Below are 21,858 nucleotides of genomic sequence, written 5' to 3' on the forward strand. Positions count from 1 at the left end.
AGGCCAACAAGCGCGCCAGGCGGCTCGTTGCAGATACATTTTGGAAGGCTTAGTGATTCACGTCGGCGGTCGTCCCATGAGTTGGAAGGGAGGCAGAGGCTAGCCTACCTTGGCCTTGTCCGGCAAGTCGGCAGCCAGTTGTTCCAGGAACATCGCCAGCGCGACTTCCTCGGCTTTCAGGCCCTTGCGTACCCGCGGCCTGGGCAGTTTCGATAGCTGGCCGAGGCTGAAATGCTCAAGCACCGCCGGGTGGATATAACACTTGCGGCATACCGCCGGCGTGTTGCCCAGTTGCTTGGCGACGTCCTTGACCATCGCCACCACATGGCGTTTGGCGTCGGACTCCGGTTGCCACTCCAGTTCGCGCAGGACCGCCAGCGCCATGGCGGTGCCGGCCCAGGTGCGGTAGTCCTTGGCGGTGAAGTCGGCGCCGGTGAGGCTGTGCAGGTAAGCGTTGACGTCATGGGAGCTGACCGTGCGGCGTTCACCGTCTTCGTCCAGGTACTGGAACAGGTTCTGCCCCGGCAACTCCAGGCAGCGCTTGACCACGCTGGCCAGGCGTCGGTCCTTGACGCTGACTTGATGCTCGACACCACTCTTGCCGCGAAACTGGAACTGGATCTCGCTGCCCTTGATGTCCACATGCCGGTTGCGCAGGGTGGTCAGCCCGTAGGATTTGTTGGCACGGGCGTATTGGGTGTTGCCGACCCGAATCAATGTGGCATCCAGCAGCATGACCACGGTGGCCAGCACCTTTTCCCGAGTGAACCCCGGTTCGGCGAGTTGCGCTTGCAGCTGCTTGCGCAGTTTGGGCAGGGCTTCGCCGAACGCTTGCAGGCGTGCGTATTTGTCAGTGTCGCGTACTTCACGCCAGCGTGCGTGGTAGCGGTACTGCTTGCGTCCGCGCGCGTCGCGGCCGGTGGCTTGCAGATGGCCGCGCGGGTCGGCGCAGATCCATACATCGGTATAGGCGGGCGGTACGGCCAGGGCGTTCAGGCGCTTGATGTCTTCGGGATCGGTGATGCGCTTGCCCTGGGGATCAAAGTACTGAAATTTGCCACGCAGCTTTTTACGGCGAATGCCTGGCTGCGTGTCATCAACATAATGCAGGTCGTGGGGCAGGTCGGCGGGCAAGGCAGAATCGGGCATGGCGCAGGGTCCTTGGCAATCAGTCAGGCCGGTATGTCTGATTGACCGCAGGGTTTTGCGGTCGTGCCAAAAAGGTTTGTCATGCCAATACGGCAACCGCCTTGATCTGCGCCCATAGCATCTGCCCAGGGTGCAGTTGCAATTGGTCGCGGGAGAAACGGGTGATCCGCGCCAGCAACGGCGTGCCGCCAGCATCCAGGCGCACCAACACGTGGGCGCTGTTATCCGCTGAAATTTCCTGGGTAACCGTCACCGGCAGGCGGTTGAGGATGCTGCTGGGTTCTTCGCCTTGCAGGCTGAGGCTGACATCCCGCGCCTGCACCTTGATCCGCAGGGCCTTGCCCAGTGCGAGCGGTGCATGGGCCACACGCATGCGCAAGGCGCTGCCGGGCAATTGCAGGGTGAGCAATTGGTAATGTTCATCGTAGGCGCTGATGGTGCCGCTGATCACCACGCCGGCGTCGTCGCCCAACGCCAGGGGCAAGTCCAGGCGAGCCAGGGTTTCACCGATGGGGCCACTGGCCAAGGCTTTGCCTTCGCTGAGTAATACGATGTGATCGGCCAGGCGTGCCACCTCGTCCTGGGCGTGGCTGACATAGAGCACCGGGATATCCAGTTCGTCATGCAGGCGCTCCAGGTACGGCAGGATCTCGCCCTTGCGTTTGCTGTCGAGCGCCGCGAGCGGTTCATCCATCAGCAGTAACTTGGGGCTGGTCAGTAATGCCCGGGCGATGCCAATGCGCTGGCGTTCCCCCCCGGACAGGTGCTGGGGATGACGTTCGAGCAAATGCCCGATCCCCAATAAGTCCGTGGCCTGGGCCATGTCAACGCGCCGCGCCTGGCGAGGGATGCGCTTGAGGCCGAACTCCAGGTTGGCCCGCACGGACAAATGCGCAAACAGGCTCGCCTCCTGGAACACATAACCCAGCGCGCGCTTATGCGGCGGCACGAACAGCCCGCTGCGGCTGTCCTGCCAGATTTCATCGTTGACCTGGACAAACCCGTCCTTGGCGCGCTCCAGCCCGGCGATGCAACGCAGGCAGGTGGTCTTGCCGGAACCCGAATGCCCGTACAGGGCTGTCACGCCGCGACCGGGCAAATGCAGGTCCACCTCCAGCGCAAACGCGGCGTACTTGAGATGCAGGCGCACATTAATCATCGACATCAACTCCAGCCCATCTTGGTTTTACGGCTGGAGTAGAGCGCCAGCAATACAAGGAACGCGAAGATCACCATGGAACCGGCCAGCCAATGGGCCTGGGCATACTCCATCGCTTCGACATGGTCGTAGATCTGCACTGAGACCACCCGGGTCTTGTCCGGGATATTGCCGCCGATCATCAGCACCACGCCGAACTCACCGACGGTATGGGCAAAACCGAGAATCGACGCGGTGATGAATCCTGGGCGTGCCAGGGGCAGGATCACCGTGAAAAACGTGTCCCAGGGATTGGCGCGCAAGGTCGCAGCCACTTCCAGCGGGCGTGTGCCGATGGCGGAGAAGGCGTTTTGCAACGGCTGCACCACAAACGGCATGGAATAGATCACTGAACCGATCACCAACCCGGCGAAACTGAAGGTCAGGGTGCCCAGGCCCAGCCATTGGGTGAACTGGCCGAAATAGCCATTGGGCCCCATGGTTAACAGCAGGTAGAAGCCAATGACCGTGGGCGGCAGCACCAGCGGCAGGGCGACGATCGCACCAATGGGGCCGCGCCACCAGGATCGGGTGCGCGACAGCCACAGGGCAATCGGAGTGCCGATGACCAGCAGGATCACGGTGGTCAGTGAGGCCAGCTTGACGGTCAACCAGATAGCGGAAAAATCGGCACTCGAAAGTGGCATTTAGAGCTCATAACCGTAGGATTTGATAACGGCAGCGGCTTTTGGCCCTTTCAGGTACTCCACCAGTGCCTTGGCTGCGACGCTGTCTTTGCCTTTGTTGAGGATCACCGCGTCCTGCTTGATTGGGTCGTGCAGCGACGCGGGGACAATCCACGCCGACCCGCTGGTGACTTTGCCGTCTTTATAGATCTGCGACAAGGCGACGAATCCCAGCTCGGCGTTGCCGGTGGAGACAAACTGGTAGGCCTGGGTGATGTTTTGGCCTTCAACGATCTTGTCCTTGACCTTCTCGGTCAAGCCTTCTTTGGCCAGCACCTGGGTGGCAGCGAGACCGTACGGCGCGGCTTTCGGGTTGGCAATGGAGAGGTGCTTGAAGTCGTTCTTGTTCAGGACCTCGCCCTTGGCGTCCACATAGCCTGCTTTGGCCGACCACAGCGCCAGGGTGCCCACCGCGTAGGTGAAGCGCGAGCCCTTGACGGTGGCGCCTTCGTCTTCGAGTTTTTTCGGGGTGGTGTCGTCGGCGCTCAGGAACACCTCGAACGGCGCGCCGTTCTTGATCTGGGTGTAGAACTGCCCGGTGGCGCCATAGGCCGCGACCAGTTTATGGCCGGTGTCTTTTTCGAAGTCAGCGGCAATTGCCTGGATCGGTGCGGTGAAGTTGGCGGCCACGGCCACCTGCACTTCATCGGCATGGGCCGAACCCACGGCGAAGGCAGCCATCAGGGTGGCCAGGGCGGTTGGGGCCAGGCGTGCGGCGCGAATCATCATGAAGCAGCTCCTTGGGACGTGTACGGCTTGTTATAGGTTGAAGGCTTAACCGCTATGTATGGGAATATATAGCGGTTGGCCATTGCCGGTACAGTGCAAAGTTGCCACAGGCCTGCTTCTACTTAAGCTTCGCCAGGGTTTGCCTGGCCAGTTCGCGGGTCAGCTCAAAGGTTCCGATATCCTTGCCCAGCCGCAGCGCTTGGCCTGACCACAGGTTGCTGAAGCCCGCTTCGTCCTTGGCCTTGAGTGGCATCAAGGCCCCACCAGCCCGCGGAAACGCCGGAGCCAGCGGGTTGATCGCCCCCAGTTCACGCATGACGCGGTTGACAATGCCTCGCGCCGGCCGGCCGGTGAACAAGTTGGTCAGTGCAGTTTCGCTGGCCTGGGCATGACGTAACGCATGATGGTGGGACGCACTGACGTTCGCTTCGGGCGTGAACAGGTAGGCGGTACCCATTTGCACGGCAGAAGCACCCAGGGCGAACGCCGCCACAATGCCACGCGCGTCACCAATACCCCCGGCCGCAATCACCGGCACGCTGACCGCGTCGACAATCTGCGGCACCAGTGCCATCAAGCCAATCTGGGTGTTGAGGTCGTCGCTCAGGAAAATCCCCCGGTGCCCGCCCGCTTCAAGGCCCATGGCAATGATTGCATCGCAGCCCTGCTGTTCCAGCCACACGGCTTCTTCGACGGTGGTGGCCGAGGAAAGCACCTTGGCCCCCGTGGCTTTTACCCGGTCAAGCAACGCTTTTTCCGGCAGGCCGAAGTGAAAACTCACCACCTCGGGGCGAAATGCTTCCACGACCTGGCACGCCGCGTCGTCGAACGGCGCACGGTTGGACACGGGAGTCGGCGCATCGAAGTCGGCGCCCAGTTCGCGGTAGTAGGGTTCCAGCAGATGCTTCCATTGACGGTCACGCTCGTCGTCGACCAATGGCGGCTGATGGCAGAAAAAGTTCACGTTGATCGGCCGCGTGCTGCCCTGCCGGATAGTGGCCAAAGCTTCGCGCAGTTGCTCGGTGCTCAGCGCCGCGGCAGGCATCGAGCCCAGCGCACCGGCTTGGTTGGCGGCAATGACCATGGCCGGGGTGGTGGCACCGGCCATGGGTGCCTGGATGATGGGCACGTCAATGCCCAACAGGTCGAGAATACGGGTGTCTGGCCAGGTGCTCATAGGATGCGTCTCCAGCGTTAGTAAGACTGTGCGCTGTTTTAGCAGGGCCCTTGGCACCCGGCCAGTCTGTTTTATTCACTGGACGAAGCGGGTATTTCGTGCGCGGTCATCAGTCGATGGCGTAGATCTGCGGGGCGAAGTGGCCGGCAAGGTCGAGGCTTGCCTGGCGCAGGACCTGGCGTTGACCTACATCGGCATCCGTCAGGCTTTTGTCGGGCTTTCCCGTTCCAGCAGTTGCCGCTTGCGCTCCACGCCCCAGCGGTAGCCCGACAGTTCGCCATCACTGCGCACCACGCGGTGGCAGGGAATGGCCACCGCGAGGCTGTTGGCCCCACAGGCCTGGGCCACCGCCCGAAACGACTGGGGCGCGCCAATCCGCTGGGCGATCTGCGCGTAGCTGGCGGTACTGCCCGGCGGAATGTCGCGCAAGGCCCGCCATACCCGTTCCTGGAACGCCGTGCCGCGCAGGTCCAATGGCAGGTCGAGGCCCAGGGCCGGCGCTTCGATAAAACCCACTACTTGCGCGATCAATTGTTCGAAATCGCGATCGGCGCCGATGATGTCGGCTTTAGGAAATTGATCCTGCAGGTCGCGTACCAGCTTGTCTGGGTCGTCGCCCAGCAGGATCGCGCAGACGCCGCGATGACTCTGCGCAACCAGAATCGCGCCCAGCGAACATTGGCCAACGGCAAAACGAATCGTGTTGTTGGTGCCGCCGCCCTTGTAGTCGCTTGGCGTCATGCCGAGTAACTGATTGGCCGATTCATAGAAGCGGCTGTTGGAGTTGAAGCCGGCGTCATACAGGGCGTCGGTGACCGAACGCTGATCCTTGAGCCCATCGCGGATTTTGCGCGAGCGATGGGCACTGGCGTAGCCCTTCGGGGTCAGGCCGGTGACGGACTTGAATACCCGGTGGAAGTGAAAGGGGCTCAACCCGGCGTGCTGGGCCAGTTGCTGCAGGCCTGGCGCGGTGTCGGCCTGCTCGATCTGCCGGCAGGCGTCGGCCACCAGGCGGGCGTGATGCGCGGCCCGTTGCGTCTGATCGCCGGCGGCACGCTTGCTGGGCCGGTAGCCTGCCGCTTCGGCCTGTTGCGCGGTGTCAAAGAATTCGACGTTTTCCGGGCGCGGCAAACGCGAAGCGCTGCTGGGGCGGCAATACACGCCGGTGGTCTTCACGCCGTAGACAAACAGCGCGTCGGTCTCGGGGTCACGGGCCAGGATGGCTGCCCAGCGGGGGTCTTGTGGATTGATCATTGCCTGCACTCCTGACGGGTCACCGCCAGATTAGTCGGGACGCCTCGGCCTGGCACTCTGAAGCTTGCGGTCAAATCAGCCGGCGGTGCGAAAGGTCAGGTTGATACGTTGCGGGCCCATGATGGGATGCACGCCATCCTTGATCGGCATCACCCCATGGAAACGCAAGCGATCGACACCGCCCCACACCACCACATCGCCGTGGAACAACGAGACTTTTTGCGCCTTGTCGCTGCGTTCATGGCCACCAAACAGGAAGATCGCCGGTAGCCCCAGGGACACACTCACGACGGGCGCCGAGTAGCGGCGCTCGTTTTTGTCCTGATGCAATGACATCTTTGCCCCTGGCACGTAACGGTTGATCAGGCAGGCGTCGGGCACAAAGTCGTTGAACCCGGCTTGCGCGGCCGCCTGCACCGCCAGTTGGCGCATCGCGTCGGGCAGTGCCGGCCAAGGCTGCTGGTTGCGCGGGTCCAGCGCGCTGTAGCGGTAGCCGTTGGCATCCGTGTTCCAGCCCAATTCGCCGCAGCTGCTCAAGGCCGCCGACATGGTAAATCCGCCTGGGGTGACCATCTTGCGAAATGGCGATTGCGCCAGTACACGGCGCAATTCGGGTAGGAGGCGCTCAATCCAGGGCAGGGCATAACCTCTGAGGACGTAGGACTGTTCGCCAATCTGCTCGCGCTTCTGCGGTTGTTGCAGCGCATCATCGGCAAACAGGTCAGCGGTAGGGCCGGTCATGTCCTTACAGCGCCTTGCTCACATTGATGTCGGTGATTTCGTCGTTGGCATCGTGAATTTTTGCCAGGGCTTGCTTGGCTTCTTCAACGCTGTTGGTGTGCAACTGGGCAAATTCAAAACGACGCTCGCCGTTGAGCTTGTACTTGATGACGTATTTGGTGGTGGTCACAGCTTTTTTCCTGTCGAGAGTCCGGATCAGCTCAGTTTGGAGCTGGTGCGACGAACGATGCGGATCTTGTGGGACAAGGTGGGTTTACGGGTGACGCTGATGGCGCGGCGGGTCACGACGTCCAGGGTGATGTTCCAGAACCCGGTGCTCGGCGCGGTGATTTTTGCCGGGAATTTGTCGAAAGCGCCGCCGTGGTAGGTGTGGCGCCCGCCATTTTTGAAGCTGCGAAAGTTGGCGTCGCTCATCAGGCGAATGTTGCAGGTTTGCGAGCATTCGATAACAACGATGTCTCCTTCGTTGAGGTGCTCGCGCTGGTGGATGAATTTCATGGGGGTGTCTCCAGAAGGGCTTTTTCTGAAAAATCAGAACGATACGTAGGTTAAGATGGAGTTTATCAGCCCCAGCGCGTTTATTATCGGGCCGTCGTCGACGACTTTGACAATTTAAAACAGTTATCTACCGAGTTATCAGGGATAAATCCTACTTTGGCGGGAGAAAATTACCATCCCCGCTGTCGTAGGGTCTTTATCGGAGGTTTTTTATGAAGTGGAGTGTGTTGGTTCTGGCCCTGGCGCTAGGTGGGTGTGCTTCGGTTGCAGACATCAAGCAGACCCCGCCGACGTTGGCGGTTATATCCGGGAAGAAACCACAGGAATATGCTGCCTGTGTGGTGCGCAAACTGTCCACGACGCGCCGGCCGCCGCAGATCGAACCTCATAAGGAGGGGGTACAAGTCATCGTGCCACAGAAGTTCTCCGCCGACCCTTCTGCGATTTTCGAGATCGAAGAGCGTTCCAGTGGCAGCAGCATCAAGCTCTACGAGAGCATGTCCAACGTGCCTATCCGTCCGGGTGACGTTAAGAAGGCCGGTGAAGAGTGCATTTCCGGCTAAGTCGCGTGAACCCGCCGCCCCTTGAATCCGATAAAAGAAGCCTGGCCCTGTCGTAACAGCGCCAGGCTTTTTTATGAGTTGTCGCCACCCGCCAAGCGTTACAACCTGAGCCAGGACGCCGGCCTGGGAGGTGGCCGCCGACGTCAGCAGCCACGAGCGGCCACTCGGGGGTCAATCTTTACGCTCAAACCGCAGAGGGCGTGCTGATCGGGCAGGGCATCCGTTAAACTGTCGGTCATTCAATGCAAAAATGCCGCTCAAGCCTTGGGTTTGCGCGGCATTTGTCTTTATGTGGAAACCTGTCATGAAACGCGAACACGTCAGAGCCCAACATGCCGAGGGTCAGATTTCGGCCACCCATGTCATCCAGAACCCCGCCGATCCAGGCGAGTGGATCGTATTCTTCAAGAAAAGCGGTGGGCGCAGTTTTTTCCTGGTGGATGATCAGGATGAGGTGGAGTCGTTCCAGCGCCTGGACGACCTGATCGAGACCATTCGCGGCCTCGGCATCAAGTTTGCGGAAATTCACATGTAGGGCACTTGCGCCTACTTGCAGACCACTACCACGCTGCGGCTTTTGAAGTTGCCGACATCCTTGCCCAGGGTCTTGTCATCTTCACTCAACGCCGGCGTACCCTCGGTACCGACGATGCGATAACCGGTGCCCGCGCAGGAGGCGTCAGCCTTTTCGTAGCAACTGGCCCAGGAGTTGGCTTCGCCCGAGCAATCGATGGTCAGCCCCTGTTCGCCGTTTTTCAGATAGACGTCAGAGGTGGTGGTGCAACCGGTAAGCGCCAGTACCGCAGTCAGGGCCAGAATCTTGTTCATGTGTGTTCGTCGTCAAAGGTGTTGGAAGGAGCGCGGACACTGTCGTGGGGCGTTTGCGGAAGATTATAGCGAACTGCCATGTAGGTACAGACAAACACAAAAAAGCCCCGTTGAACGGGGCTTTATGCGCTGGGCGGCGAGGTTTACTTGCCCTTCGGGCGCTTGCTCGACGCGTGGCCTGCTTCATCCACGAACACTTCGGCAACCGCAATCGCTTCACGTTCGGTCGCGAATGTGCCGGCGACGCTGTCTCCGTGGAAGTTGATCAGGTGCCAGCCGTCCGCACGCTGGGTGATCAGGTAGCCATTTACGCCTTTGGGTTCTGACATCTATTAACAATCTCGTGGTCGGATTCAAAGGCGTAATGATAGCGCCAAATGTCGCAGGCTCGCCGAAGTTATTCCATGTCAATGTCTGGCGCCGAAAAGCGTGCTAAAAAGGTTGGGTCCCTTTTAAATCGGAGGAAAAATCTGATTTGGAGGTGTCGTTAGTGAAGCGCTTCGTAGGATTAGCGGAACTTACGACGACATTTTTTCTCTATGTTGACATCGCAACGCCAGCAGGACCCATTGTAAGGTGACTGCGGCCTGATTAGACTGCGCCGAATTCCGTACGCACAGCCCTTTGTAAGGACTCATATGATCAAGAAATGCTTGTTCCCAGCAGCCGGTTACGGCACTCGCTTCTTGCCAGCGACCAAGGCCATGCCCAAAGAGATGCTGCCGGTGGTGAACAAGCCACTGATTCAGTACGGCGTCGAAGAGGCACTGGATGCCGGCTTGAACGAAATCTCTATCGTTACTGGCCGCGGTAAGCGCGCGCTGGAAGACCACTTCGACATCAGCTACGAGCTGGAAAACCAGATCAAGGGCACCGACAAGGAAAAATACCTGGTCGGCATCCGTAAACTGCTCGACGAGTGCTCGTTCTCCTACACCCGCCAGACCCAGATGAAAGGCCTCGGCCACGCCATCCTCACCGGCCGCCCACTGATCGGTGACGAACCGTTCGCCGTGGTCCTGGCGGATGACCTGTGTGTAAACCTGGAAGGCGACGGCGTCCTGACCCAAATGGTCAAGCTGTACCAGAAATACCGTTGCACCATCGTCGCGGTTCAAGAGGTTGACCCTCAGGAAACCAACAAGTACGGCGTGATCGCTGGCGACGACATTGGCGACGGTCTGATCCGCGTACGCGACATGGTCGAGAAGCCAGCACCGGAAGATGCACCGTCGAACCTGGCGATCATCGGTCGTTACATCCTGACCCCGGACATCTTCAAGCTGATCGAAGAAACCGAGCCAGGCAAGGGTGGCGAGATCCAGATCACCGACGCCCTGTTGAAGCAGGCCAAAGACGGTTGCGTGATTGCCTACAAGTTCAAAGGTCGCCGCTTTGACTGCGGTGGTGCCGAAGGCTACATCGAAGCGACCAACTTCTGCTACGAGCACTTCTACAAGACTGGCAAGGCTTACTGATTCACGGTTGCCCGCCTGATTTAAAGTACGAACGCTAGAGAAAGCCACCTTCGGGTGGCTTTTTCGTTTTTCAGCCCCATGTAAGTCGGTATGCTGATGGCCTGCCGAGGAGAGTGAAATGGCCTACGATTTTGACCTGTATGTAATTGGCGCCGGTTCCGGTGGCGTTCGTGCGGCGCGCTTTGCCGCCGGTTTTGGTGCCAAGGTGGCTGTCGCAGAAAGCCGCTACCTGGGAGGTACCTGCGTGAACGTCGGCTGCGTGCCGAAGAAGCTGTTGGTGTACGGCGCGCATTTTGCCGAAGATTTCCAGCAATCCAGTGGCTTTGGCTGGTCCCTGGGGGAGGCGAACTTTGATTGGGCGACCCTGATCGCCAACAAGGATCGCGAGATCAACCGTCTCAATGGCATCTATCGCAACCTGCTGGTCAATAGCGGCGTCACCCTGCATGAGGGGCACGCACGGCTGGTCGACCCGCATCAGGTGGAGATCAATGGTGAGCGCTTCACCGCCAAGCATATCCTGATCGCCACGGGCGGCTGGCCGCAGATCCCTGAGATTCCGGGGCGCGAGCATGCGATCGGTTCGAATGAGGCGTTTTTCCTGAAAGAGCTGCCCAAGCGTGTGCTGGTGGTGGGGGGCGGTTATATCGCCGTCGAGTTCGCCGGGATATTCCATGGCTTGGGGGCCCACACTTCCTTGTTGTATCGCGGCGACCTGTTCCTGCGTGGTTTCGACGGTTCGGTGCGTACGCATTTGAAGGAAGAGCTGACCAAGCGCGGCCTCGACCTGCAGTTCAACGCCGATATCGAGCGCATCGACAAGCAGGCCGATGGCAGCCTCAAGGCAACGCTGAAAGATGGTCGAGTGCTGGAAGCCGATTGTGTGTTCTACGCCACTGGCCGTCGTCCGATGCTGGATAACCTGGGGTTGGAAAACACTGGCGTCAAACTCGACAAGCGCGGCTTTGTCGAAGTGGATGACCTGTACCAGACCACCGAATCGTCGATCCTGGCCATTGGCGATGTGATAGGGCGCGTGCAATTGACCCCGGTCGCCCTGGCCGAGGGCATGGCTGTGGCGCGTCGCTTGTTCAAACCTGAGCAATATCGCCCGGTGGACTACGCGATGATCCCGACGGCGGTGTTCAGCTTGCCGAACATCGGCACCGTCGGCCTGACGGAAGAAGAAGCGAAAGAAAAGGGCCATGCGGTGCAGGTCTTTGAAAGCCGGTTCCGGCCGATGAAGCTGACGCTGACAGACTGTCAGGAGAAAACCTTGATGAAGCTGGTGGTCGATGCCGACACCGACAAAGTGCTGGGTTGCCATATGGTTGGCCCAGACGCCGGCGAAATCGTGCAGGGCCTGGCGATCGCGCTCAAGGCGGGCGCGACCAAGCAGCATTTCGATGAAACCATCGGCGTGCACCCCACGGCGGCGGAAGAGTTCGTCACCATGCGCACGCCCGTGGCTGGCTGATCAGGCTTTAGGCGTGGCCTCTGGCGCCGTTGCAATGACGGCCGCCAGGCGCAACGCGTCGATGGTGGCCTGGGCCTTGATCAGGTCCAGTTCCAGCGCCTTGTTCGTCTGCTGGTGGGCGATCAGCGCTTCCTGGCGTGATTGACTGTCCAGTACTGCGACGCGCAGGCGCTCCTGAAGCACGGTGCGTTCGTTGTCGATCTGATTGACCTGCTCGCTCAGCTTGAGCTGGTGAGCCTGATCCTTGCGGATTTGCTCCTGCAATGCACTGAGTTCCTTCGTTGTTACCCGTTGCTCGATCAGCAACCGCTCGTTGTCGCGGTGCAGTTGAGTGATCTCGTCCTGGCGCACCATGGCGCTTTGCTGGGCCTGGCGCAGTTCCGCCTGGACCTGCTGCAGCTGGCCTTCATGGCGACGCTGTTCCTGCTCGCGCTGCTCCTTGATTGCAGTGCGGTAATGCTCCAGCGCATCCCTGGCATGCAGGTGCTTTTCTTCCAGGGAGCGAATCTGTTCGTCCTTGTCACTGATCCGCAGCTCGTAGTCACTGCACGCCTGGCTGAGGCCGGCGTTGCGGGTTTGCTCGGTCTGCAGGCTGGTGCTGGCGGTTTGCAGGGCGGCACTTTCTTCGGCGAGGGCCGCGGCCTGGATATCGAATTGCTGCTGCAGCTGGCTGTGGGCCTCTTCCAGCGCATTGATCTGGGCGAGCAGGGCGGTCTTCTGCTGTTCAAACTGCGCCAAGGCCAGGTCAATCGGCTCCTGGGCTTTCTCTTTCAGGCGCTGGGCCAAGCGCGCCACCAGTTCGCCAAGCTCCTCGTCGATGGGGGCTTCGGTAATGGTCAGGCGGGTTTCACTCTCATCCAATTCTTTCAAATAACGATGAATCGTGGTTTTCGAGCCGGTATTGCCCATTTCGATGCGCACGGCGTCGATGCTGGGGTTCTCGCCGCGGGCAAGGATCGCCAGGCGTGCCGTTTGAACTACTGCTTTGTTTATGCCGCCGCGAGCCATGGGGTCTCCGTCGATTTAGTACTGTGGTACGTATTATGTAGATACATACTGTATCACGAATAAAATAGGGTTCAAATTCATGATTTAACAGATGGGATATTGGCGTATTATCCCGTGTCAAACAGGTTTCAGCCGCCGATACCCCCGATAGCAGTACGAATAGGCCTTTCATGAGCGATCTGGATCGTTACCTCAACGCCGCCACCCGCGATAACACGCGCCGCAGCTATCGCGCGGCCATCGAGCACTTCGAAGTGAGCTGGGGCGGATTCCTGCCGGCGACGAGCGACAGCGTGGCGCGTTATCTGGTGGCGCACGCTGGGGTATTGGCGGTCAACACCTTGAAACTGCGGCTCTCGGCGCTGGCGCAATGGCACACCAGCCAGGGGTTCCCCGACCCGACCAAGGCGCCGGTCGTGCGCAAGGTGCTCAAGGGCATTCGCGCCGTGCACCCTGCGCAGGAAAAACAGGCCGAGCCGTTGCAGCTCAAGCATCTGGAGCAAGTGGTGGCGTCCCTTGAGGTTGAGGCGATCGAGGCGGGCAAGGCTCAGGATCAAGCTCGATGGTTGCGCGCCAAGCGCGACACTGCACTGATCCTGCTGGGCTTCTGGCGGGGGTTTCGCAGCGATGAGTTATGTCGGCTGAGCATCGAGCATGTCCAGGCCGTGCCCGGAGCCGGCATCAGCCTGTATCTGCCACGCAGCAAAAGCGATCGCGACAACCTCGGCAAGACCTACCAAACCCCCGCTTTACTAAGGTTGTGCCCGGTGCAGGCCTACAGCGAGTGGCTCAGCGCGTCGGCCCTGGTGCGCGGTCCGGTATTTCGCGGTATCGACCGCTGGGGCAACGTGGGCGAGCAGGGGTTGCACCCCAACAGTGTGATTCCGCTGCTGCGCCAGGCCCTTGAGCGTGCGGGCATTGCTGCCGAGCACTACACCAGTCACTCCCTGCGCCGCGGCTTTGCGACCTGGGCCCATCGCAGCGGCTGGGATTTGAAGTCGCTGATGAGTTACGTCGGCTGGAGCGACATGAAATCGGCCATGCGCTATGTTGAAGCAACACCCTTTCTCGGCATGACCTTGGCCACTCCCGCGCTGATTTGATGTTTCTTCTATTAATACGGTTGCCTGATAGAGAAAGCCAATCGTCAGCATCAGGTTTGCCAATGAGCCATCGTCCAGAAGAGTGGGTAGGATTCACTTCATCAACTTCTTAACCCCTGACGGAGAGTCAACGATGCCTATCATCAACAGCCAAGTAAAACCGTTCAAAGCTACCGCATACAAAAACGGCAACTTCGTAGACGTGACCGACGCTGACCTGAAAGGCAAATGGTCTGTAGTGTTCTTCTACCCAGCCGACTTCACCTTCGTTTGCCCTACCGAGCTGGAAGACCTGGCTGACAACTACGCCGAGTTTCAGAAACTGGGCGTGGAAATCTACAGTGTTTCCACCGACACCCACTTCGCTCACGCTGCCTGGCACAACACTTCGCCAGCCATCGGCAAGATCCAGTACACCATGATCGGCGACCCGACCCTGACCATCTCCCGCAACTTCGACGTACTGATCGAAGAAGCTGGCCTGGCAGACCGCGGCACCTTCGTCATCAACCCTGAAGGTCAGATCAAGATCGTTGAGCTGAACGACGGTGGTGTTGGCCGTGACGCTTCCGAGCTGCTGCGCAAAATCAAGGCAGCCCAGTACGTCGCTGCTCACCCAGGTGAAGTGTGCCCAGCCAAGTGGAAAGAAGGCGAGGCCACCCTGGCGCCGTCCCTGGACCTGGTCGGCAAGATCTAAGTCTGTGAAGTATCAAGGGCGGATTACCGCACCTAAGTAAGCAACACCGCCCTCGAAACGCCCGGGCGAGATTCGCTCGGGCGTTTTTTTGTCTGCAATAAACCGAATGAACAGGAAATCGCCCGTATGTTGGACGCCAATCTTAAAGCTCAGTTGAAGTCATACCTGGAACGGGTCACCCAGCCGATCGAGATCGTCGCCTCCCTCGACGACGGCGCGAAATCCCAGGAAATGCTTGCCCTTTTGCAGGACGTAACCAGCCTCACCACGCTGATTACCCTGAAAACCGATGGCGATGATGCGCGCAAGCCGTCGTTCTCCATCAACCGCCCGGGTGCCGATATCAGCCTGCGTTTCGCCGGTATCCCCATGGGCCATGAATTCACTTCGTTGGTGTTGGCCCTGCTGCAAGTCGGTGGCCACCCGTCGAAGGCCAGTGTCGAAGTGATTGAACAGATTCGCGCCCTTAAAGGCGAGTTCAGCTTCGAGACATACTTCTCGCTGTCCTGCCAGAACTGCCCGGACGTGGTCCAGGCGCTGAACCTGATGGCTGTGCTGAACCCGAACATACGCCACGTCGCCATCGACGGCGCGCTGTTCCAGGCGGAAGTCGATGAGCGCCAGATCATGGCGGTGCCCAGTGTCTACCTCAACGGGGTGAACTTCGGCCAAGGCCGCATGGGCCTGGAAGAAATCCTCGCCAAGCTCGACACCAGCGGCATCGAAAAAGCCGCTGAGAAAATCAGCGCCAAGGACGCCTTTGATGTACTCGTCGTCGGTGGTGGCCCGGCCGGTTCGGCAGCCGCCATCTACGCAGCGCGCAAAGGCATCCGTACCGGCGTGGCAGCCGAACGTTTCGGCGGTCAGGTGCTGGACACCATGTCCATCGAGAACTTTATTTCGGTACAGGAAACCGAAGGGCCGAAACTGGCCAGCGCGCTCGAAGCCCATGTGCGCCAGTACGACGTCGACATCATGAACCTGCAGCGCGCCAGCAGCCTGATCCCGGCGAAAAATGCCGGTGAGCTGCACGAAATTCGCTTTGAAAGCGGTGCGACGCTCAAGTCCAAGACAGTGATCCTGGCCACTGGCGCCCGCTGGCGCGAAATGGGTGTGCCGGGGGAGCAGGAATACAAGGCCAAGGGCGTGTGTTTTTGCCCGCACTGCGATGGCCCGCTGTTCAAAGGCAAGCGCGTGGCCGTGATTGGCGGCGGTAACTCCGGCGTCGAAGCCGCCATTGACCTGGCAGGTATCGTCAGCCACGTCACGCTGCTCGAGTTTGACAGCAAGCTGCGCGCCGATGCGGTGCTGCAACGCAAGTTGTACAGCCTGCCCAACGTTGACGTGATCACCAGCGCGTTGACCAGTGAAGTCAAGGGGGATGGCCAGAAAGTCACCGGCCTGGCATACAAGGATCGCGACAGCGGCGAGTTCAAGACCCTCGAGTTGGAAGGCATCTTTGTGCAGATCGGCTTGCTGCCCAACACCGACTGGCTCAAAGGCACCGTGGAGCTGACGCCCCGTGGCGAGATCATTGTCGACGCCCGTGGCGAAACCTCATTGCCCGGTGTATTCGCTGCCGGTGACGTGACCACGGTGCCGTACAAGCAGATTGTGATCGCGGTTGGAGAGGGCGCCAAGGCTTCCCTGAGTGCGTTCGATCACCTGATTCGGACGTCCGCTCCGGCGTAAATCCGGGCCCGGAAATGAAAAACCCCATGAGCGATCATGGGGTTTTTTCGTTTACAGCGGCGCTGGCTGAATGATCTCAACCCAGTACGCATCCGGGTCCTTGATGAACGCCAGGCTTTTCATGCGACCATCGGTCAGGCGCTTCTGGAAATCGCAACCCAAGGCTTCGAAACGTTCGCATGCCGCCACGATATCCGGCACCGAAATGCAGATATGGCCAAAGCCGCGCGGATCGGTGTTGCCGTTGTGGTAGGCAAAGTCGGCATCGTTTTCGGTGCCATGGTTGTGGGTCAGTTCCAGGATGCCTGGGATCGACTTCATCCACTGGGTGCGCTCGGCAGCGTCGGCCGGGATCTGGGCCTTATCCACCAACGCCAGGAAGTACAGGCTGAATTCGGCTTCCGGGAAGTCGCGTTTTTCAACCAGGGAGAAACCCAGTACGCGGGTGTAGAAATCCAGCGATTTGGTGATGTCCTTGACCCGCAGCATGGTGTGGTTGAACACGAAGTTCGCGGTGGCGGTGTCAGGTTGGGCGGTGACGCCCGGGAAAGTGTTCAGATCGTGCAGGCTCATGGGCCCTCCAGGAAAAAATCGGGCAAATGCGGCTCGATGTGAGATGAGCGGTCCCTTGGCTTGCGGCTGGCATCCGTGCAGCCGAACCATGATACGCAAGGCCTGCGCGCAGCGCCAAATGAAAAAGCCCACACGGACCTTGCGGCCCGTGGGTGCCGAGGCTCAAACTTTGTCGCTTGAACCTTGGGCGTTTTTTGCAATGATCGAATTTCGTAGACCGCTGTTGAGTTCCTTGTGTTTGCTGATGGGCAGCCCCTTTGTGCTGGCGGCCGACCCGGAAATTCATTGGCCCAGTGGCTGGCAGGTGGAGGAGGTGGTGCCCGACGACCAGGCACCCGCCAACCCTGCCGCCGTGTCACGCCAACGGGCCATCAAGAACGATGAAAACGGCAGCACCCTGATGGTCATGGAGTTGACTGGTACGCCGATCGAGGCCGGACATAAAGTTAATCTTCAGGGGGTATTGCTGGAAATGCGTAAATCCATCCAGAAGGATTTTGCCCAAGGCGGTTATCAAAGCGTTTGCACCAAGATGCACCCCACGACGTTGAGTCGCCTCGATGCGCTCGAAACTACTTGCGTGATTACCGAAAACGGGCGGCATGTGCTGTCGCAAACATTGGTGGGCGCTGTTGATGTCGATAAAGCCTATGTATTTTCATACGCGGGCCAAGCGCAAGCTTACGAAGCGAGCAAGGATGAAGTCAGTTCGGTGCGTGACAGCTTGAAACTTTGATGGCGTTACATCAATCGTTTTTGAACCGAATGAAATGTTATTTAAGTTCGTTTTCGAACTCGAAAATAAAAAGCCTCGCTTATGCGAGGCTTTTTGTTAGTGCGGTGGATCAGCCGCGAAGCCAGGAGTCTACAGTGGCGGCGCCATACTGTTCTTTCCAGGCTTTCAGGCCGCGGTGATTGCCGCCCTTGGTTTCGATCAGTTCGCCGGTGTGCGGGTTTTGGTAAACCTTGACCACGCGTGCGCGGCGCTGTTTTGGTGCGGCGACAACCGACGCACCGGCCTTGCCCAGGTTGGGATCGAGGATCGAGATGATATCGCGCAGCCCTTTGCCATAGCTCTTCATGAGCGCTTGAAGCTTTTCTTCGAATTCGATTTCTTTCTTCAGGCCGGCATCGTTCTTCAAGGACTCCAGCTGGGCAAGCTGTTCTTGAAGGGCTTTTTCTGCTGCGCGAAATTCGGCGAGTCTGGACAAAATCTGTACTCCAATAGTGTATTTGACTGATATCAACTGCAGACAAAGCTACAAGCCAAGCGCGTTAAGGCGACTCGAGGAAAAAGCCGTCCTGCGGACTTCTGCACAGGCAAGAAAAATTGTAGTAGTTAATCCGTCATGAGTAAATCATGTCTTTTGTCTGAACAACATTATTTCATCGTATTAGTCGCTGGCTATTCAATGGCGGGCCAGGGATTTAATGAATTCATCACAAGGTAAAGGACGACCAAACAGATAACCCTGTAGGAAGTGCACACCGTGTGCGGCAAGGTATTCACATTGCTCTGCTGTTTCCACGCCTTCGGCAACGATGCCCAGGTCGAGCTTGACGGACAGTTCTATGATGCTGTCCAGGATGTGCCGCGAGAGCGCGTCCACACCGATCATGGCGACAAAACTTTGATCGATCTTCAAGTAGTCCACATTGAAGTTACGCAAGTAACCCAGGCTGGAATGACCCGTGCCGAAGTCGTCGATGGCGATCATGACGCCCAGCGCATGCAAGGCGTCGAACAGGCGGCGGGTGATGTCCGTGGGCTCGATCAACTCACGTTCGGTCAGCTCCAGTACCAGTGTGACCTGGCCAGGCGTGAAGGCCGCCAGAAACTCCCGGCAGTCTTCCACGAGCGCCAGGTCCTCGCAGTGGCGGGCGGTAATATTCACGCCGATATGAAAGCCTGGGCTGAAGCGCGCGGCATGGGGCGCCAGTTGCGCGGCTGTTTGGCGTAGCAGCGCGCGGGTCATCGGTACGATCAGGCCGCAATCCTCGGCCAGCGGAATGAACAGGTCGGGGCGCACCAGGCCTTCCTTGGGGTGTTTCCAGCGCATCAGCACTTCACAGCCCGCCCACTGGCGGGTATCGCCGCGGACCACGGGTTGAAAATAAGGCATGAACTCGTTGGCCCCCAACGCGCGCTGTAACTCATGGGAGGGGGCCGACACGCGTTTTTGCAGCCAGTGCGCAAGCAGGCCCGCCAGGATGCCGAAGAACACGACCAGGCTGAACATCGCCGGGTAGCGCGCTTGCATATAACGCCAGGTTTCGCCCGCCGGCATACCGGCTTCGACACTGTAGTGATAGCGCGGCGAGACCAGGTGGTGATGGGCCACCGCGAACTGCGGCACGGCCGTGTCATGCACGTTGCCCTCAGCGTCCAGCCAATGGGGGCCCACTTGCAGGACCAATTGCGCATAGCGGCTGATCAGGCGCAGGGCGTTGGTCAGGTGGTAGCCATCGATCGAGGCAAAGGCACCTTGGTCGCCTTCGACCAGGCGATAGACCAGCAGCGCGGTATCCGGTGTGACCGGGTTGCCATTCATCAACCACAGGCGACCGTCCACATAATCATCCGGATTGACCTGCGATGCGTAGTGGCTGCCGAACAATGAGCTGCAATAGATGTTTTCCTGCCAGGACAAGGTGGTGGCGCGTACGAACGGTCGGCGCGTGACCTGTTCGCGCAAGGCCAATTGCGTAGCGGCGTCGCAGGGTTGGCCGGCCAGCGGGAGCAAGGCTTGGGCCGCCAGTGCGGTGTTGTCGAGCATCAGGTCGAACTGGCGCACGGCCTCCTGGGCCGTCTGGGCCGTGCTCTGTTCAAGCGTGCGTTCGGCTTGCCAGTACAGGATGACGACACCCATCAGGATCGGCAGCAGCCCGGACAATGCACTGATCGAGTAGCGTGTGAAGGGCTTTCGAGGACCTTGGACGGTGAGCGGCATGAGTTCTACGGCCTGTTACACAGTGGGGGAATGTACCGGTAGGCCGGTCAGGGATGCGTCGATGATAGATGGCCGGCTGGAAATATGCTCGCCATTCCCGGGGCCTGTGCCATCGCGATAAAGGCCAGCGTGGCAGGAGACGACTGACGCCGGTCCAGCACGGCCAGGCCGATCTGGCGCGGCACGCGGGGTGACAACGCGCGTTTGACATAACGCGGGTCGCTTGCCTGCGGTAACGAGGCTTCTGCCACGATGCTCAGGCCATCGCCACGACTGACCGCTTCCAGGGTGCTGAGCAGTTGGGCGCAGCGATAGCGTACCTTCGGCTGCAACCGGGCCGCGCTGAACAGGCGAGTGACCAACTCCGAGGAGCCGGCCTCGGTGAGAATGAACGGATCGTCACACAGGTCTCGCAGGGTCAAGGCCTCTCGTGCGGCCAGGGGATGATCGGCGGGCAACAGCGCCACCAACTGGTCTTCGAACACCGCAAAGGTGTCGAGGCGCTCTTGTTCCAGTACCACGAAACCGACGTCGATACGCCGCTCATCCAGCCACTGGAGTACTTGCCGATCAGGCCCCTCGTCCACGTGCACTTCGATGCCGGGATGCGCTGCGCGAAACCGCCTGAGAATGCTCGGCAGCAAGCGATTCGACGCAGTGGGCCCAAACGAACCGATGCGCAAGGTGCCGCGCTTCATGCCTCGAGCATCGGCGGCCTCCTGTTGCAGGGTGTTGGCCAGGCCCAGCATGGCACGGGCGCGCCCGAGTAATTGCTGGCCAATATCGCTCGGCTCCACCAGGGTCTGGTGACGTCGAAACAGTTCCACGCCCAACTCCTGCTCCAGCGCCTTGATGGCGTGGGATACCGCAGATTGGCTGATGCCCAGCCGGTGGGCCGCACTGGTAAAGCCTTGCAGCTCGGCAACCAGGGCAAAAATTTCCAATTGAGTCAGTGTCATGAGCAAACACTCATTTTACGATGAGGAAGTATTAGCAAAAGAATAACTGCATTCTTTCGTCCCTCGAGCAACTTTCTATGAGCCCCACCCCGGATCGCCTGACTTACTGCAAACTCGCCGCCGTCACCATGGTCTGGGGCGGCACCTTCGTCGCCGGGCGTTACCTGGCCGATCAGATCAATCCATTGCTGGCCGCCAGCCTGCGTTTTCTCCTGGCGAGCTTGGCGCTGCTGCTGTACCTGGCTTGCGCGCGCATTGCGCTGGTACGCCCAAGCCCCCGCCAACTGGCACGGTTGGCGGTATTGGGGTTTTTTGGGATCTTTTTCTACAACCTGTGCTTCTTCTATGGGCTGCAGTACATCAATGCTTCGCGGGCATCACTGATCGTCGCGCTGAACCCGGCGGTGATCGGCCTGGCGTCCTGGCTGTGGTTCAAGGAGCGCCTGGGTCGCGCCCAGTGGCTGGGCATCGTGTTGTGCCTGGTTGGCGCGGCGGCGGTGATCGTCAGCCGCAACCCGCACGTGTTGCAGGGGGCCAGCCACGCCTGGATCGGCGACCTGCTCATTCTCGGCTGCGTGGCGGGGTGGGGCGTCTACTCGCTGCTGTCTCGTGGACTCAACCAAAGCCTGGGCCCCTTGCAGACGGTGACCTGGTCGATATTGCTGGGGACGTCGATGCTGGGCACTGCCACGTTGGCCACGGGAAGCTTCACCACCGCAGCACTCGGCAACGTTCATCTGCCACAACTCTTGAGCTTACTGTACCTGGGTGTGCTGGGCTCGGCCCTGGCGTATATCGGCTACTACGAGGGTATCCGGCGCATTGGCGCGACACGTTCCGGGGTATTTATCGCGCTCAATCCGCTGACGGCCGTGATCTGTGGCGCGTTGCTGCTGGGAGAGCCTCTGACTGCGCCGATGCTGATGGGGGGCGCGGTCATCCTGCTGGGGATCTACCTGTGCAACAAACCCCTTGCGCGGGTCAGGGCAATGGGGATTTGATAAGAGTACGGACAAACTCGGTTACGCTGTGTAGAATCGATTTACGCATACAAGAATATGGACTTGCGCTCACGCAAGCCTCGGCCGTCAGAGACT

At 59.6% G+C, this 21,858-nt stretch carries 25 protein-coding genes; 9 read left to right on the forward strand and 16 right to left on the reverse strand.

Going from position 1 to position 21,858, the window contains the following annotated elements; translation table 11 throughout:
• Positions 1–99 precede the first annotated feature (99 nt).
• The 9 genes from P2T68_RS17585 to P2T68_RS17625 all read right to left on the reverse strand — a co-directional run bounded on the left by P2T68_RS17585 (position 100) and on the right by P2T68_RS17625 (position 7,432).
• Positions 100–1,149 carry a DNA topoisomerase IB gene (locus P2T68_RS17585; protein WP_024075654.1) on the reverse strand — a complete coding sequence of 350 codons (1,050 nt, stop codon included), beginning with the start codon at positions 1,147–1,149 and terminating at the stop codon, positions 100–102.
• 79 nt (positions 1,150–1,228) lie between these two features.
• On the reverse strand, positions 1,229–2,308 hold the full coding sequence (gene modC, locus P2T68_RS17590; RefSeq protein WP_069077399.1) for a molybdenum ABC transporter ATP-binding protein: 1,080 nt from the start codon (positions 2,306–2,308) through the stop codon (positions 1,229–1,231).
• Between the two features lie 5 nt (positions 2,309–2,313).
• A complete protein-coding gene (gene modB / locus P2T68_RS17595; RefSeq protein WP_069076039.1) occupies positions 2,314–2,994 on the reverse strand; it encodes a molybdate ABC transporter permease subunit in 681 nt (226 codons plus the stop codon).
• Positions 2,995–3,762 (reverse strand): molybdate ABC transporter substrate-binding protein, encoded by a 768-nt coding sequence (modA, locus tag P2T68_RS17600; protein ID WP_024075651.1) that lies wholly within the window; start codon positions 3,760–3,762, stop codon positions 2,995–2,997.
• Positions 3,763–3,880: 118 nt separating this feature from the next.
• Complete coding sequence (locus P2T68_RS17605; RefSeq protein WP_069076038.1) at positions 3,881–4,939, reverse strand: nitronate monooxygenase; 1,059 nt, start codon at positions 4,937–4,939, stop codon at positions 3,881–3,883.
• A 201-nt stretch (positions 4,940–5,140) separates the two neighbouring features.
• Entirely contained in the window at positions 5,141–6,193 is a 1,053-nt protein-coding gene (gene ada / locus P2T68_RS17610) for a bifunctional DNA-binding transcriptional regulator/O6-methylguanine-DNA methyltransferase Ada (RefSeq protein WP_277379726.1), read from the reverse strand.
• 75 nt (positions 6,194–6,268) lie between these two features.
• Complete coding sequence (gene alkB, locus P2T68_RS17615; RefSeq protein WP_069076037.1) at positions 6,269–6,934, reverse strand: DNA oxidative demethylase AlkB; 666 nt, start codon at positions 6,932–6,934, stop codon at positions 6,269–6,271.
• A gap of 4 nt (positions 6,935–6,938) precedes the next feature.
• Entirely contained in the window at positions 6,939–7,103 is a 165-nt protein-coding gene (locus P2T68_RS17620) for a hypothetical protein (protein WP_168232635.1), read from the reverse strand.
• A gap of 26 nt (positions 7,104–7,129) precedes the next feature.
• Positions 7,130–7,432: a DUF1883 domain-containing protein gene (locus P2T68_RS17625; protein WP_024075646.1), complete on the reverse strand. Its 303-nt coding sequence runs from the start codon at positions 7,430–7,432 to the stop codon at positions 7,130–7,132.
• 212 nt (positions 7,433–7,644) lie between these two features.
• Between P2T68_RS17625 and P2T68_RS17630 the strand changes: the two genes are divergently transcribed.
• Together P2T68_RS17630 and P2T68_RS17635 are read left to right on the forward strand one after the other, a co-directional pair.
• On the forward strand, positions 7,645–7,995 hold the full coding sequence (locus tag P2T68_RS17630) for a hypothetical protein (protein WP_024075645.1): 351 nt from the start codon (positions 7,645–7,647) through the stop codon (positions 7,993–7,995).
• 304 nt (positions 7,996–8,299) lie between these two features.
• Positions 8,300–8,530, forward strand: a complete 231-nt coding sequence (locus tag P2T68_RS17635; protein WP_069076036.1) for a hypothetical protein — start codon at positions 8,300–8,302, stop codon at positions 8,528–8,530.
• A gap of 11 nt (positions 8,531–8,541) precedes the next feature.
• Here the strand turns inward: P2T68_RS17635 and P2T68_RS17640 are convergent, their stop codons facing one another.
• Positions 8,542–8,823, reverse strand: a complete 282-nt coding sequence (locus P2T68_RS17640; protein WP_024075349.1) for a hypothetical protein — start codon at positions 8,821–8,823, stop codon at positions 8,542–8,544.
• A gap of 143 nt (positions 8,824–8,966) precedes the next feature.
• A complete protein-coding gene (locus tag P2T68_RS17645; protein WP_016969599.1) occupies positions 8,967–9,152 on the reverse strand; it encodes a hypothetical protein in 186 nt (61 codons plus the stop codon).
• Between the two features lie 309 nt (positions 9,153–9,461).
• Between P2T68_RS17645 and galU the strand changes: the two genes are divergently transcribed.
• Both galU and gorA read left to right on the forward strand, forming a co-directional pair.
• Positions 9,462–10,301, forward strand: a complete 840-nt coding sequence (gene galU, locus P2T68_RS17650) for a UTP--glucose-1-phosphate uridylyltransferase GalU (protein ID WP_003212579.1) — start codon at positions 9,462–9,464, stop codon at positions 10,299–10,301.
• Between the two features lie 118 nt (positions 10,302–10,419).
• Entirely contained in the window at positions 10,420–11,778 is a 1,359-nt protein-coding gene (gene gorA, locus P2T68_RS17655; protein ID WP_277377949.1) for a glutathione-disulfide reductase, read from the forward strand.
• Here the strand turns inward: gorA and P2T68_RS17660 are convergent, their stop codons facing one another.
• Entirely contained in the window at positions 11,779–12,786 is a 1,008-nt protein-coding gene (locus P2T68_RS17660) for a DNA-binding protein (RefSeq protein ID WP_024075351.1), read from the reverse strand.
• 170 nt (positions 12,787–12,956) lie between these two features.
• On the opposite strand from P2T68_RS17660, the gene P2T68_RS17665 reads away from it, so the two are divergent.
• The 3 genes from P2T68_RS17665 to ahpF all read left to right on the forward strand — a co-directional run bounded on the left by P2T68_RS17665 (position 12,957) and on the right by ahpF (position 16,278).
• Positions 12,957–13,889, forward strand: coding sequence for a site-specific integrase (locus P2T68_RS17665; protein WP_024075352.1), 933 nt, complete (start codon positions 12,957–12,959; stop codon positions 13,887–13,889).
• 133 nt (positions 13,890–14,022) lie between these two features.
• Positions 14,023–14,586, forward strand: coding sequence for an alkyl hydroperoxide reductase subunit C (gene ahpC, locus P2T68_RS17670; protein ID WP_003173835.1), 564 nt, complete (start codon positions 14,023–14,025; stop codon positions 14,584–14,586).
• A gap of 126 nt (positions 14,587–14,712) precedes the next feature.
• A complete protein-coding gene (ahpF, locus tag P2T68_RS17675) occupies positions 14,713–16,278 on the forward strand; it encodes an alkyl hydroperoxide reductase subunit F (protein ID WP_069076033.1) in 1,566 nt (521 codons plus the stop codon).
• 51 nt (positions 16,279–16,329) lie between these two features.
• Here the strand turns inward: ahpF and gloA are convergent, their stop codons facing one another.
• Entirely contained in the window at positions 16,330–16,851 is a 522-nt protein-coding gene (gloA, locus tag P2T68_RS17680) for a lactoylglutathione lyase (RefSeq protein WP_024075354.1), read from the reverse strand.
• A 199-nt stretch (positions 16,852–17,050) separates the two neighbouring features.
• Here gloA and P2T68_RS17685 point away from each other — a divergent pair, with 199 nt between their 5' ends.
• Positions 17,051–17,587, forward strand: a complete 537-nt coding sequence (locus tag P2T68_RS17685) for a DUF4946 domain-containing protein (RefSeq protein WP_069076032.1) — start codon at positions 17,051–17,053, stop codon at positions 17,585–17,587.
• A 109-nt stretch (positions 17,588–17,696) separates the two neighbouring features.
• On the opposite strand, the gene P2T68_RS17690 is transcribed toward P2T68_RS17685, so the two are convergent.
• The 3 genes from P2T68_RS17690 to P2T68_RS17700 form a co-directional block, all read right to left on the reverse strand.
• Complete coding sequence (locus tag P2T68_RS17690) at positions 17,697–18,062, reverse strand: histone-like nucleoid-structuring protein, MvaT/MvaU family (protein ID WP_024075356.1); 366 nt, start codon at positions 18,060–18,062, stop codon at positions 17,697–17,699.
• Positions 18,063–18,260: 198 nt separating this feature from the next.
• Entirely contained in the window at positions 18,261–19,802 is a 1,542-nt protein-coding gene (locus P2T68_RS17695; RefSeq protein WP_277377951.1) for an EAL domain-containing protein, read from the reverse strand.
• Positions 19,803–19,849: 47 nt separating this feature from the next.
• On the reverse strand, positions 19,850–20,761 hold the full coding sequence (locus P2T68_RS17700) for a LysR family transcriptional regulator (protein WP_024075358.1): 912 nt from the start codon (positions 20,759–20,761) through the stop codon (positions 19,850–19,852).
• 77 nt (positions 20,762–20,838) lie between these two features.
• Here P2T68_RS17700 and P2T68_RS17705 point away from each other — a divergent pair, with 77 nt between their 5' ends.
• On the forward strand, positions 20,839–21,762 hold the full coding sequence (locus tag P2T68_RS17705) for a DMT family transporter (RefSeq protein ID WP_277377952.1): 924 nt from the start codon (positions 20,839–20,841) through the stop codon (positions 21,760–21,762).
• The last annotated feature ends 96 nt before the right edge of the window (positions 21,763–21,858 follow it).

Origin of the sequence: Pseudomonas sp. G11 (genome assembly GCF_029457515.1) — a bacterium.
In the GTDB taxonomy this organism is placed as follows: domain Bacteria; phylum Pseudomonadota; class Gammaproteobacteria; order Pseudomonadales; family Pseudomonadaceae; genus Aquipseudomonas; species Aquipseudomonas gorinensis.

Bases quoted from the DNA above. Each gene is read 5' to 3' on its own strand.
- ada (WP_277379726.1), bottom strand. From the start codon at position 6,193: ATGATCAATCCACAAGACCCCCGCTGGGCAGCCATCCTGGCCCGTGAC.
- P2T68_RS17605 (WP_069076038.1), bottom strand. From the start codon at position 4,939: ATGAGCACCTGGCCAGACACCCGTATTCTCGACCTGTTGGGCATTGAC.
- gorA (WP_277377949.1), top strand. From the start codon at position 10,420: ATGGCCTACGATTTTGACCTGTATGTAATTGGCGCCGGTTCCGGTGGC.
- P2T68_RS17585 (WP_024075654.1), bottom strand. From the start codon at position 1,149: ATGCCCGATTCTGCCTTGCCCGCCGACCTGCCCCACGACCTGCATTAT.
- P2T68_RS17660 (WP_024075351.1), bottom strand. From the start codon at position 12,786: ATGGCTCGCGGCGGCATAAACAAAGCAGTAGTTCAAACGGCACGCCTG.
- ahpC (WP_003173835.1), top strand. From the start codon at position 14,023: ATGCCTATCATCAACAGCCAAGTAAAACCGTTCAAAGCTACCGCATAC.
- P2T68_RS17635 (WP_069076036.1), top strand. From the start codon at position 8,300: ATGAAACGCGAACACGTCAGAGCCCAACATGCCGAGGGTCAGATTTCG.
- P2T68_RS17625 (WP_024075646.1), bottom strand. From the start codon at position 7,432: ATGAAATTCATCCACCAGCGCGAGCACCTCAACGAAGGAGACATCGTT.
- ahpF (WP_069076033.1), top strand. From the start codon at position 14,713: ATGTTGGACGCCAATCTTAAAGCTCAGTTGAAGTCATACCTGGAACGG.
- galU (WP_003212579.1), top strand. From the start codon at position 9,462: ATGATCAAGAAATGCTTGTTCCCAGCAGCCGGTTACGGCACTCGCTTC.
- P2T68_RS17630 (WP_024075645.1), top strand. From the start codon at position 7,645: ATGAAGTGGAGTGTGTTGGTTCTGGCCCTGGCGCTAGGTGGGTGTGCT.
- P2T68_RS17705 (WP_277377952.1), top strand. From the start codon at position 20,839: ATGAGCCCCACCCCGGATCGCCTGACTTACTGCAAACTCGCCGCCGTC.
- P2T68_RS17645 (WP_016969599.1), bottom strand. From the start codon at position 9,152: ATGTCAGAACCCAAAGGCGTAAATGGCTACCTGATCACCCAGCGTGCG.
- P2T68_RS17700 (WP_024075358.1), bottom strand. From the start codon at position 20,761: ATGACACTGACTCAATTGGAAATTTTTGCCCTGGTTGCCGAGCTGCAA.
- P2T68_RS17640 (WP_024075349.1), bottom strand. From the start codon at position 8,823: ATGAACAAGATTCTGGCCCTGACTGCGGTACTGGCGCTTACCGGTTGC.
- gloA (WP_024075354.1), bottom strand. From the start codon at position 16,851: ATGAGCCTGCACGATCTGAACACTTTCCCGGGCGTCACCGCCCAACCT.
- P2T68_RS17695 (WP_277377951.1), bottom strand. From the start codon at position 19,802: ATGCCGCTCACCGTCCAAGGTCCTCGAAAGCCCTTCACACGCTACTCG.
- modC (WP_069077399.1), bottom strand. From the start codon at position 2,308: ATGATTAATGTGCGCCTGCATCTCAAGTACGCCGCGTTTGCGCTGGAG.
- P2T68_RS17685 (WP_069076032.1), top strand. From the start codon at position 17,051: ATGATCGAATTTCGTAGACCGCTGTTGAGTTCCTTGTGTTTGCTGATG.
- modB (WP_069076039.1), bottom strand. From the start codon at position 2,994: ATGCCACTTTCGAGTGCCGATTTTTCCGCTATCTGGTTGACCGTCAAG.
- P2T68_RS17665 (WP_024075352.1), top strand. From the start codon at position 12,957: ATGAGCGATCTGGATCGTTACCTCAACGCCGCCACCCGCGATAACACG.
- modA (WP_024075651.1), bottom strand. From the start codon at position 3,762: ATGATGATTCGCGCCGCACGCCTGGCCCCAACCGCCCTGGCCACCCTG.
- alkB (WP_069076037.1), bottom strand. From the start codon at position 6,934: ATGACCGGCCCTACCGCTGACCTGTTTGCCGATGATGCGCTGCAACAA.